We start from the raw sequence: 11,942 nt of genomic DNA, 5'->3' as shown, positions 1-11,942 counted from the left end.
TGTTCTTTATTATAATATAATGAATCCTTGTTTTCAATCGGTCAGGTTTTTTTTCTGCTTCGTTTTTCATATTGTAAGAATTTGTCGTCGAAATCCTTTGTCTGAGAAACGATCACGCCCGACAATACAAGCAGGCAGATAAGATTGGGGATCGCCATGAGACCGTTTGCCGTGTCGGAAAAATCCCATACAATCTCAAGCGTTGTGATTGCGCCAACGAAAACGGCACAGGCGAACAGCGCCCGGTAGATATACTTTGCTTTCATGGACGGGATCAGGAACTCGAGGCTCTTTTCGCCGTAATAGCTCCAGCCGAGTATGGTGGAGAAGGCAAAAAGAATCAGCCCGATGGTCACGATCACGCTACCCAAAGAACCGAGAGTGCTGTCAAAGGCAAGGATAGTGAGCGAAGCGCCTGTAACGAGGCTGCCGTCCGCGGCAAGCGTACCAAGTACGCCTGAGCAGGCGATGGCAAGGCCTGTCAGTGTGCATACGATGATCGTATCGAAAAATGTGCCCGTCATATTGATGTAACCTTGCCGACAGGGATGGTCTGTTTTGGCTGCCGCTGCAGCAATGGGGGCGCTTCCAAGGCCGGCTTCGTTGGAGAACACGCCGCGTGCAACGCCAAAGCGCAGCGCTGTTGCAAAGGTGAACCCAGCGACGCCACCGAGAATAGATCGCGATGAAAACGCACTTTCCATGATCTGTCCGAGGCCTGTGGGCAGATTGCCGACGTTCGCAATGATGATGATCAGGCAGCCGACTGCATAAAATACCGCCATAAAAGGAACGATCTTAGATGAGACGTTGCCGATGGACTTGATGCCGCCCAGCAGTACAATACCGACGAGGACGGCGATCACAATGCCAGTGATCCATGTGGGGATGGAAAAAGTGTTGAGAACCGCCTCGGAGATCGAATTGATCTGTGTCAGGTTGCCGATGCCAAAGGAGGCGATGACGGCAAATACCGCAAACGCAATGGAAAGGATCGTACCTAGCCACCTGACCTTGAAGCCGTTTTTGATGGAAAACATGGGGCCGCCGGACATTTCGCCTTTGGAGTTCTTTTCGCGGTAAAATACGGCAAGCACGGATTCACCATATTTGGTGGCAAGTCCGAAGATGGCGGATATCCACATCCAGAAAAGGGCGCCGGGGCCGCCTAGTGTCATCGCTGTCGCGACACCGACGATATTGCCCGTACCGATCGTCGCGGCAAGGGCTGTCATCAGGGACTGGAACGGCGAAATATCGCCCGCGTCCGTATTGTCAGATTTTTTCATACTATGCTTGGAAAACACCTGACAAAGCGCATAGCCCAGATTCCGTAACGGACGGAACTTCAGGCGGATCATCAAAAAAACGCCTGTCCCGACAAGCAGAATGAGCATAACGGGCCCCCAAACGAAATCGTTGATGTTCTTGAGAACTTCAGAAAATATCATAAACATACCCCTGTATATGAATTTTTTGACTTGAATATGGTTTTATTTTACCTAAAAGGCTTTTTTCTGTCAATTTTGCCGCCTTGACAGGGATATGGTGGTGCGGTATGATAAATACAAAGTGAATGTAGTCTTCGGGGCAGGGTGTAAATCCCTACCGGCAGTATAGCCTGCGAACTCCTTCATAGGAGCCGATACGGTGGAATTCCGTAGCCGACAGTTAAAGTCTGGATGAGAGAAGAAAAAATATTGTTTTCAATATGATTTCCGGGGATGCTTGCATTCGCGGAAATTTTTTATTGGAGGTCATTATAATGATGCAAACACTGGAAAACAAAAGTAAACCCAAACTGACCACACGCAATATCACGTCGCTCGCGATCATGGCAGCCCTTTCGATCGTGCTCGTGTACATGGTGCGGATCCCGATGTTCCTGCCATTTCTGGAATACGATCCGGCGGACATCCCGATCTTCATTACCGCCTTTGCGTTCGGGCCTGTTGCCGGGCTCATTCTGACGGTCATCGTGTCCGTGCTACAGGGGCTTACGGTGAGCGCTTCGTCAGGCATTATCGGAATCGTAATGCACATTTTGGCGACAGGATCGTTCGTCCTGGTTGCGGGCAACATCTATAGGCGCAGCAAAACGAGAAAGAACGCTATTGTGGCGCTGATAACAGGCGTTGGCGTGTGGACAGTAATGATGATATTGTGGAATATTATTATTACACCGATATTTATGAACGTTCCACGAGAGCAGGTACTGACGTTGATCGTACCGGCGATCCTGCCCTTTAATCTGGTAAAGGCGGGCATCAACGCAACGATCACTTTTGTGCTGTACAAGTCCGTCGGGAAGCTGTTTTGCGTACCGGAGACCCCGGCAGTAAAGAACAAACGATGTACGAGAGAAGCGTAAACGCGCACAGCTGAAAAATTCTGATTGGAGGCCTTATTATGGAAACACTTGCACAAAATGCAACACAAAAGAGGAAAATCACAAAAGCACAGTACATTACGCGCGTGGCGATTCTTGCGGCAGTGGCGTTTGTACTGATGTATGTAGAACTGCCGCTCCCGTTCATCCCGCCGTGGCTGAAGCTGGACTTCTCAGAAATACCGGTTCTTTTAGGAGCGTTTGCCTTAGGCCCCGTTGCCGGCATCATTATTCAGGGCATTAAATGCCTGCTTTTTTTGTTGGTCAGGGGCAGCATGTCGGGCGGCGTAGGCGAGCTTGCCAATTTTCTGATCGGTGTGGCGTTCGTCGTAGTTGCAGCGATCATATACAAAAAGAAGCACAACTTCAAATTTGCCATCATCGGTACGCTGGTAGGGATACTGACTGCGGTGGTCGTGGCGGGCGTCCTCAATTATTATGTACTGATCCCGTTTTATGCCAACACCGGCCTCATGCCGATGGAAGCGATCATTGCAGCAAGCAGCGCGATCAATCCGGCGGCAGATTCGCTTCTCGGCTATGTATTGATCTTTGCAATGCCGCTCACAGCTACCAAGCTCGCGATCGATGCGGTGGTCGTATTCCTGCTCTACAAGAAATTAGCGCGCTTCTTGCATAATTAGCGTTTTTACTATATTATATAACATGAGTATTTTGATATATAATATAAGGAATGAAACGCGTTCATGCAGGAGTTCTTAAGCGATAACGAACAAATGACAAAAGATTTTGCAAAAAAGCTGGCTTCCCGTTTGGTAAAAGGCAGCTTTCTTGCCGTTTATGGAGATTTGGGCGCTGGAAAGACGGCATTTGTGAAGGGGCTTGCGCAAGGGATCGGCGTAACAGAGCCGGTCGTGAGCCCGACGTTCACGATCTTGCGTGCCTACGAAAGCGGGAAATTGCCGCTTTACCATTTTGATGTATACCGCATTGGAGACGAGGACGAACTTTTGGAGGTCGGCTTTGACGAATATGCGACGGGCGACGGCGTGTGCGTATGCGAATGGGCGGATTTGATCCCTAATGCGCTGCCGAAGGAAAGACTGGACGTCAAAATAGAGCGAATGGGCGATACGCAGCGAAAGATCACAGTTGAAGAGGCGGGCGTATGAATATACTGGGTATGGATACCACAGGCACGACGCTCAGTGTTGCATTGAGCGAAGACGAAGCGTTGCTTTCAGAAATCTATATCGACAGCGGGAAAAAGCATTCACAGACCCTGATGGCCGCGGTGGACGATGTGCTGCGTTTGTCGGGCAAGGATATCTCGGATGTCGACGTGTTTGCGGTGTGCGTGGGGCCGGGGTCTTTTACGGGGATACGCATCGGCGTGGCTGCCTGCGCGGCGATGGCGCACGCGGCAGGAAAGCCTGTTGCGGCCGTGAGTACGCTTGACGCGCTGATGGAAAATGCGCCGAAGGACGGAAGCATCGTGTGCGCAGTGATGGATGCGCGCAGGGAAGAGGTCTATACTGCGGCAAAGCAGGGCGCGCAAACAGTCGTTGAGGAATGCGCGCTGCCGCTTAAGGAATTGGTAACAAAGCTGCTGCCGGGCGAAACGGTAGTCTTTGTGGGCGATGCGGCGCTCAAGTTTGAAGATAAGATACGCGGGTATAATCCGCACAGCGTCTTTTTGCCGCCACAGTTTATCATGCAGCGCGCGTCATCTGTATGTGCGCTTGCTTACAGGCAGGCACAAAACGATGCACTTTTGGCCTATGATGAGCTTTGTCCGCGATATCTGCGGGAAAGCCAGGCGGAAAGATTGAGGAAAGAAAGTATTGGAAAGTAACGATATATCGATACGCAGAGCGCAGATCGGGGATTTAGAGCAGATCCATTACTGCGAAAATACGAGCTTTGAGTTTCCGTGGTCGTACGCGATGCTGTACGATGATATTATTGAGAATGAAAACACGGTGTATCTTGTGGTAGAGCTTAAGGGGCAGATCATCGGTTATGGCGGAATGTGGATCATCTTTGACGAGGCACATATCACGAACGTTTGTATTTTGCCGGAGTACCGCGGCAAGGGATATGCCTATTCGCTCATGCGTGAATTGATCGAGGTAGCAAAGGAGCACGACGCAGACGCGATGTCCCTTGAAGTGCGTGTCTCTAACAAGGCTGCGCTCAGGCTTTATAAGAAATGCGGATTTACCATCCACGGCATCCGCAAGCGGTATTATTCCAACAACGGCGAGGACGCGTACGTCATGTGGACGGAACGCGGGCCGGGATTGGAGGGCTACTGAGATGTTTGCAACGGTGGACGGGCTAAAGGTGCACTACGAGATCGAAGGAACGGGCAAGGACATTTTGCTGCTGCATGGATGGGGTGCGCGTATCGAGAGTTTTGCGCCGGTCATCAATTCCTTAAAAACACGCAGGCGCGTGATCGCGCTGGATTTTCCGGGCTTTGGGCAAAGCGAAGTGCCGCAGCAGGAAATGACAATCTATGATTATGCGGAGTTGACCGCGAAATGGATGCGTGAGATAGGCCTTGCGAAAACGGATATCATCTGTCATTCGTTTGGCGGGCGTGTGACGATGCTGCTTGCGTCGAAATATCCGGAGCTGATCGGCAAGATCGCTTTTGTGGATGCGGCAGGTGTGAAGCCTAAGCGCGGCGCGAAGTATTATGCAAAGGTGTATACCTATAAGCTGTGTAAGAAGATTGCTAAAAAACCGGGCATGAAGAATGCGGCGATGTTTTTTGGCGTAGATGTGGAAAAGCGTATACAAAACGCGGGCAGCAGCGACTATAAAAATCTGCCGGATTGTATGAAGAAAACCTTCGTCAATGTGGTGAACGAAGACCTGACGCCATACTTGAAGGATATCAAATCGCCTTCCCTGCTTATATACGGGGAGAACGATACGGATACGCCGCTTTATATGGCGCAGACGATGGAAAAAGAGATCGCGGATGCAGGGCTGGTGGTGTTAAAGGATGCGGGCCACTTCTCGTACCTCGATCAATTTCCGCAGTTTATGGCGGTCATCAACAGTTTTTTTAAGGAATAACGGGGTAACGTAGATGGATGCAAATTTTATGACATGGTTCGTCATTTCTACATATGTGGTGCTTGGTTCGGTCATCGCCGGAGCTGTACTATCCATGCTGGCACAGCTGAAATACATCCATATTATGCAGTTGGAGAGCTATCAGAACGAAGGATTCTCTAACCGCCTGAAGGAAAACCGCAGGAAGCTTTTACTGCCGCCGATGCTGCTTGGATGGATCACGGTGGTGGGTTATTTCTTCTGGTCGCTGCTTGCAACGTCGGGCGCACTGAACATAGGCTTTTTGATCGCGTGTCTCGCGTGCTACGGGCTGGCGTTTGTGTTAACGATCTTGTATATCATCAAATCGCGCAAGGGGGAAGCGAAAAAGCCGCTGGTATTTACCGCGCGGGTAAAGCGCCTGCTTGTTTGCCAGATCGTTCTATACGCGGCATTTTATTGCGTGATCATGTTTGTGCCTTACGTGAATTTTTTCCTGCCGCCGTTCGGATACCTGATCTTTATGGTCCTCGTGCCGTTTATGACGCCGTTTGCGAATAAGATCATGACGCCGGTGGAAAACAGCGCAAAGAATAAATTTTTGAATGAAGCAAAACAGAAAATCGATGCAAGGAATGATCTGATTAAGATCGGCATCACGGGAAGTTATGGCAAGACGAGCGTTAAATTCATTTTAGGGACGATCCTAAAGCAGAAGTATGATACGCTGGTGCCGCCGCAGAGCTACAATACGCCGATGGGGTTGACGCGCGTGATCCGTGAGCAGATGACGGACAACAACGAAGTGTTTATCGCGGAGATGGGCGCGCGCCATGTGGGAGACATTGCGGAGCTTGTCGACCTTGTGCATCCGCAGATGGGCATCTTGACTTCGATCGGGCCGCAGCATCTGGAAACGTTCTATAACATCGAAAATATTGTCAAAACAAAATATGAGCTGATCGCGGGGCTGCCCAAGGATACGGGCACTGCGTTTTTCAATGGCGACAACGAATACTGCCGCGCGCTTTATGAGCCTACGGAGATACACAGGAAAATATTGTATGCGATGGATTATGAAGGGGAAGCGGACGTCCGCGCGAAGGATATCGTGTTTTCCGCGCAGGGCAGCACGTTTACGATCGAATACGCGCAGGGGGAATTTACCTGCACGACAAAGCTCTTAGGGCGGCATAACATCTTAAATATTTGTGGATGTATCGCGATCGCGCTGGAGCTTGGTTTGAGCGTAGAGCAGATACAGCAGGGCGTGCAGCAGGCGCCGCCTGTGGAGCATAGGCTGCAGATCGTGCCCACGAACAATGGAATCACGGTGATTGACGATGCGTTCAACGCCAATCCGGCGGGAACGCGCGCTGCGCTTGAAGTGTTGCAGTGTTTTGAGGGACAGAAGTTTGTGGTAACGCCGGGGCTGGTAGAGCTCGGGGAGCGCGAAGCGCAGGAAAACTACGAATTCGGCGAGGCGATGGCAGAGGTTGCGACGTATGTGTTCCTGATCGGCCCCAAGCATACGAAGCCCATTTATGAAGGACTTGTGCGCAGCGGGTTTGAAAAAGACAACATATACGTGGCGAAGACATTGGGTGAAGCGACGAACGTGATGGGACACCTGACAAAGCCGGGCGATGTGATTTTGTTTGAAAATGACCTGCCCGACCATTATAATGAATAGGGAGCGTCGTCCGAACCTATGGTTCGGCTAACGACGGCCCGGCAAGGGATGTCCATGAGCGCAAGCCGTAGGCGACGCGAGAATGGGAACAGCCTACTGCCCAGAGTGCTACGCGAGTACGTTGTGTTAGGCGTTCATGACAGGCACGGTAACTATATGAAGCATCAAATTTACTGAGAGGGAATCAATATATGAAGAAAAGCATGGCGGTGTTTTTTGGAGGCAGAAGCGTAGAGCATGACGTTTCCATCATCACCGGAAATCAGATCATTGAAAATGCGGACAAGGAAAAGTATGATGTATTTCCCGTATATATTTCGCGCAGCGGGCAGTGGTTCTGCGGCGACGTTCTACGGGACACGCAGTATTATAAGGATTTTGACCCGAACGACAAAAAACTGACCAAGGTCTATCTGGAGCCGCACCCGACCAAAGAGTTGAAATACGCGACCAAGTTTGGGACAAAGGTATTTGCGGAGATAGACGTGGCGATGCTCGCTATGCACGGCATGCACGGCGAGGACGGCACGCTGCAGGGCTTGATGGAGCTTGCGGACATCCCGTATTCCAGTGCGGGCGTGACGGGCAGTGCGACGGGCATGGATAAGATCGTCATGAAATGCGCTTTTAAGGGCGCGGGACTGCCTGTTCTTCCGGCGGTACATTTCGAGCGCAGCGCATTTCGCGCCGATGCACAGGCTGTGATCAAAAAAACGGAAGAAGAGATCGGGTATCCGGTGTTTGTGAAGCCCGCGAACCTCGGTTCTTCCATTGGCATCTCCAAAGCGGCGAACGCGCAGGAACTTGAGAATGCTTTTGAAATAGCGTTTTCTTATGATCGGCGCGTGCTTGCAGAGCATGCAGTAGAAAATCTGGTAGAGATCAACAGCGCGGTGCTCGGCTATGGCGGCGATGTGCAGGTGAGCCTTCTCGAGCAGCCGATTTCGTGGCAGGGATTTCTGAACTTTGAAGAAAAATATCTGCGTAGCGAGGGCGCTTCGAAAGGGATGAAATCGCTCGCGCGCCAGATTCCGGCCCCCATTGAAAAGGAGCAGACAGACAAGATCGTGCAAATGTCGAAAGAAGTCTTTACAACGCTCGACCTAAAGGGCGTGGTGCGTATTGATTACATCATCGATAAGGACACGAACGAAGTCTATGTGAACGAAGTCAACACGATCCCCGGGTCTTTCGCATATTATTTGTACGAGCCGATGGGCATTTCTTTCAAACAGCTCATCGACGAATGCGTGAACTGCGCAGAAATGCAGATGCGCGACAAGCGTGACAACAGCTATGCGTTCGATTCCAATATACTGGACAAGATGAAACAGGGCGGACTAAAAGGGATCAAAAAATAAGCCGCCGCAAAAAACAGGAGGAAAATACGATGCAGAAAATCAAAATGGCTGTGCCTCTCGTGGAGATGGACGGCGACGAAATGACGAGAATCATCTGGGACATGATCAAAAAGAACTTATTGCTCCCATACATCGACCTGAATATTGAATATTACGATCTTGGCCTTCCCTACAGGGACGAGACGGACGACAAAGTGACATATGACGCGGCGCATGCGATCAAGAAATACGGCGTGGGCGTGAAATGCGCAACCATTACGCCCAACGCACAGCGTGTGGACGAATACAAATTAAAGGAAATGTATAAGAGCCCCAATGGAACGGTACGTGCGATCCTCGATGGAACGGTGTTCCGCGCGCCCATCGTCGTGGATGGCATTTCTCCTTCTGTGAAAACATGGAAAAAGCCCATCACCATTGCGCGTCACGCATATGGCGACGTTTACCGCAACACAGAATACCGCGTGCCGGCGCATACAAAGTTTGAAATGGTATTTGAGACAGACGGCAAGGAAACAAGACTGCCCGTGTTTGAATATGAGGGCGGCGGCGTTGCGCAGGGCATGTACAACACAGATGAATCCATTGGCAGCTTTGCACGCAGCTGCTTCAACTACGCGATCGACACCAAGCAGGATCTGTGGTTCGCGACGAAGGATACGATCTCCAAAATATACGACCATACGTTCAAGGATATTTTTCAGGAGATCTATGACAATGAGTACAAAGAAAAATTCGAAGCATTGAACATCGAATATTTCTATACGCTGATCGACGATGCGGTCGCGCGCGTGATCCGCTCGGAAGGCGGCTATATCTGGGCGTGCAAAAACTATGACGGCGATGTGATGAGCGACATGGTGGCGACGGCGTTCGGAAGCCTTGCTATGATGACGTCCGTGCTTGTTTCGCCGGATGGCAACTTTGAATATGAAGCGGCGCACGGCACAGTGACGCGCCACTATTATAAGCACCTTGACGGAGAAGAAACGTCCACAAACTCTATGGCGACGATCTTTGCATGGTCGGGCGCGCTCAAAAAACGTGGCGAGCTTGACGGCAACAAAGAACTTATGGACTTTGGCAACGCGCTGGAACGCGCTTCCATCCGTACGATCGAAGAAGGCGTGATGACAAAAGATTTAGCGCTTTTGTGGGAGAAGCCGGAAAAGAAAGTGGTCGATACAGAGGGTTTCATCAAAGAAGTAGCCAAGAGGCTGGATGAGGAATTAAGGGGATAGATTGCGATGAAATTATACGAGCAATGGCAGCAGCTTGCACAGATGGCGCAGACGCCGCAGCAGCAACAGGAGTTTTGGGATGACTATTTTGCGGCGGAAACGGAAGTATATAAAACGATACTGGCGGATACGGGCGTAACCTATGAGGGGACGCTTAAAGAAGTTGCAGACAAATTCGAAATGGATCCGGTCGTTTTCTGCGGTTTTATGGACGGGATCAACACCAGCCTGAAAAAGGAGATCGACGTTGAAAAGCTGGAGGCGGATTCCCCCGTCAAGCTGGATATTGATTTTGAAAAACTTTTCTATAATATGAATGATGCGAAGGCAAAGTGGTTATATACACTAGAGGAATGGGACGGCGTGCTTTCGCAGGAAAAGCGCGACGATATCACGCGCGAGTGGCGCAAGGCAGGACAGGCGACAAGCGAGAAAACAGCGGGCAGGAACGACCCATGCCCGTGCGGAAGCGGTAAAAAATATAAGAAGTGTTGCGGGAAATAAGAAGCATATGCCGAACAGCCCGCACGAAAAGGAGCGTACGATGAAATATTTTAAAGTACCGGATGCGAACCTTGAAGTATCCAATGTTGTGATGGGCTGTATGCACTTGACAGAGCTTTCAAAGGCGGATGCGCGTACGTTGATCGAGACAGCGTTAGAGCAAGGCGTCAATTTCTTTGACCATGCCGATATGTATGACTGCGGCAAATGCGAAGTACTGTTTGCGGATGCGATCGAGATGAACGACGACAAACGCGAACGGATGATCCTCCAGAGCAAATGCGGCATTGTAAAATGCGATGGCGACGGAGCCTATTATGATTTTTCCAGAAGTCATATTTTGGAATCGGTCAAAGGCAGCCTTAAGCGTTTAAAGACTGACTATCTGGATGTGCTATTGCTGCACAGACCGGATGCGCTGATGGAGCCGGACGAGATCGCAGAAGCGTTTGAATATCTACACTCTCAGGGTATGGTGCGCTATTTTGGCGTTTCGAATCAAAACCCGATGCAAATGCAGTTGATCCAGAAATCAGTGAAGCAAAAACTTGTTTTTAATCAGCTTCAGCTGAGTATCGTGCATACGCCGCTGATCGACGCGGGCATGTCCGTCAACATGAAGCTTGACCAGAGTATTGACAGGGATGGGAACATCCTTGAGTATTGCAGATTAAACGATGTTACGGTGCAGGCGTGGTCACCGTTCCAGAAGGGGTTCTTTGAAGGGCCGTTTTTGGGGGATATGGAAAACTATGCGCAATTAAATCAAGTCATTGACCGCCTAGCGGAAAAGTACAGCGTGAAGAATACGGCGATTGCTGTTGCATGGATCACGCGCCATCCGGCGAACATGCAGGTCATCACGGGGACGACAAAGCCCGGACGCCTTGCGGATTGCTGCAGCGGGTCGCAGGTGCCGCTGACAAAACAGGAATGGTACGAGTTGTACAAAGCGGCAGGAAACATGATTCCGTAAAGTGAAATGAAAAAGACTTCGTTCTTTAGTACGAAGCCTTTTTTGATGCAAAAAATTTAAGTTGTAAAATAATCATGTACAAAATTGCGTTTTTATTTTAGGTGGGATATAATAGGATACAATACAAGAATAGTCTGGTAACCGATGTATGCTTTCTGAACGCTGCATGGACGGCGAAGGGAAGGCGACGATGGTGAGGCCGGAAGAAATGGATCGGGCTTTTGAATCTTACGATTTCCCGTAAAAAAATACATGCCATATTTGCTTGCGTGATCGCACTGCTTCTTTTGGCTTTTGCTTTTTTGCCGGTGACCGCGCATGCACAGGAGGAAAAGAATGTCGTGCGGGTTGCATATCCGATACAATATGGGCTAACGGAGATAGACGGAGAGGGGAATTACAGCGGATATACCTACGAATACCTGCAAGAGATCGCCCAATATACCGGTTGGAATGTTGAACTGGTACAATTTGAGGGAGATATCAATGCGCAGCTGAGCAGTGCACTTGAAGCAGTACAAAACGGCGAAGTGGATTTGATGGGCGGAACGGTATACAATGAGGAACTTGCGAAAACATATGATTATCCAAGCTATAGCTATGGAACGGCATATACGACGTTAAACGTACTGGAAGAAAATACAAAAATCAATGAGACAAACCTAAAGACACTGGATGATATACGGATCGCTGTGTATGAGAAGGCGACTGTCAGAAATGGTGAGCTGGGACAGTGTTGCGAGGCAAA

General features: G+C 50.0%; 13 protein-coding genes and 1 riboswitch. Of the genes, 12 read left to right on the top strand and 1 reads right to left on the bottom strand.

Annotated elements, in window-relative coordinates; translation table 11 throughout:
* Nucleotides 1–41: 41 nt before the first annotated feature.
* A complete protein-coding gene (locus VB081_RS12150; RefSeq protein ID WP_442872722.1) occupies nt 42–1,451 on the bottom strand; it encodes an alanine/glycine:cation symporter family protein in 1,410 nt (469 codons plus the stop codon).
* A 126-nt stretch (nt 1,452–1,577) separates the two neighbouring features.
* A riboswitch (FMN riboswitch) is annotated at nt 1,578–1,698 on the top strand.
* Nucleotides 1,699–1,765: 67 nt separating this feature from the next.
* On the opposite strand from VB081_RS12150, the gene VB081_RS12145 reads away from it, so the two are divergent.
* From VB081_RS12145 to VB081_RS12090, 12 genes are all read left to right on the top strand, one after another.
* On the top strand, nt 1,766–2,371 hold the full coding sequence (locus VB081_RS12145; RefSeq protein WP_323401064.1) for an ECF transporter S component: 606 nt from the start codon (nt 1,766–1,768) through the stop codon (nt 2,369–2,371).
* 38 nt (nt 2,372–2,409) lie between these two features.
* A complete protein-coding gene (locus VB081_RS12140) occupies nt 2,410–3,033 on the top strand; it encodes an ECF transporter S component (RefSeq protein WP_323401063.1) in 624 nt (207 codons plus the stop codon).
* Nucleotides 3,034–3,096: 63 nt separating this feature from the next.
* Nucleotides 3,097–3,522: a tRNA (adenosine(37)-N6)-threonylcarbamoyltransferase complex ATPase subunit type 1 TsaE gene (tsaE, locus tag VB081_RS12135; RefSeq protein ID WP_323401062.1), complete on the top strand. Its 426-nt coding sequence runs from the start codon at nt 3,097–3,099 to the stop codon at nt 3,520–3,522.
* The gene (gene tsaB, locus VB081_RS12130; RefSeq protein ID WP_323401061.1) at nt 3,519–4,205 is read left to right on the top strand and encodes a tRNA (adenosine(37)-N6)-threonylcarbamoyltransferase complex dimerization subunit type 1 TsaB; all 687 of its coding nucleotides are present in this window, start codon (nt 3,519–3,521) and stop codon (nt 4,203–4,205) included. The genes tsaE and tsaB overlap by 4 nt, the downstream gene beginning before the upstream one ends.
* Nucleotides 4,195–4,668: a ribosomal protein S18-alanine N-acetyltransferase gene (rimI, locus tag VB081_RS12125; protein ID WP_323401060.1), complete on the top strand. Its 474-nt coding sequence runs from the start codon at nt 4,195–4,197 to the stop codon at nt 4,666–4,668. The genes tsaB and rimI overlap by 11 nt, the downstream gene beginning before the upstream one ends.
* Nucleotide 4,669: 1 nt before the next feature.
* A complete protein-coding gene (locus VB081_RS12120) occupies nt 4,670–5,440 on the top strand; it encodes an alpha/beta fold hydrolase (protein WP_323401059.1) in 771 nt (256 codons plus the stop codon).
* Nucleotides 5,441–5,453: 13 nt separating this feature from the next.
* Nucleotides 5,454–7,112 (top strand): UDP-N-acetylmuramoyl-tripeptide--D-alanyl-D-alanine ligase, encoded by a 1,659-nt coding sequence (locus tag VB081_RS12115; RefSeq protein WP_323401058.1) that lies wholly within the window; start codon nt 5,454–5,456, stop codon nt 7,110–7,112.
* A 191-nt stretch (nt 7,113–7,303) separates the two neighbouring features.
* Nucleotides 7,304–8,473 carry a D-alanine--D-alanine ligase family protein gene (locus VB081_RS12110; RefSeq protein ID WP_323401057.1) on the top strand — a complete coding sequence of 390 codons (1,170 nt, stop codon included), beginning with the start codon at nt 7,304–7,306 and terminating at the stop codon, nt 8,471–8,473.
* 29 nt (nt 8,474–8,502) lie between these two features.
* Nucleotides 8,503–9,714 (top strand): NADP-dependent isocitrate dehydrogenase, encoded by a 1,212-nt coding sequence (locus VB081_RS12105; protein ID WP_323401056.1) that lies wholly within the window; start codon nt 8,503–8,505, stop codon nt 9,712–9,714.
* 6 nt (nt 9,715–9,720) lie between these two features.
* Entirely contained in the window at nt 9,721–10,218 is a 498-nt protein-coding gene (locus VB081_RS12100) for an SEC-C metal-binding domain-containing protein (protein ID WP_323401055.1), read from the top strand.
* Between the two features lie 40 nt (nt 10,219–10,258).
* The gene (locus VB081_RS12095; RefSeq protein ID WP_323401054.1) at nt 10,259–11,194 is read left to right on the top strand and encodes an aldo/keto reductase; all 936 of its coding nucleotides are present in this window, start codon (nt 10,259–10,261) and stop codon (nt 11,192–11,194) included.
* Nucleotides 11,195–11,415: 221 nt separating this feature from the next.
* On the top strand, nt 11,416–11,942 hold a 527-nt coding region (locus tag VB081_RS12090; protein ID WP_323401053.1), incomplete at its 3' end, for a substrate-binding periplasmic protein.

Origin of the sequence: Christensenella sp. (assembly GCF_034927525.1) — a bacterium.
Taxonomy (GTDB): Bacteria; Bacillota; Clostridia; order Christensenellales; family Christensenellaceae; genus Christensenella.
This window is presented reverse-complemented; position numbering and strand designations above follow the sequence as displayed.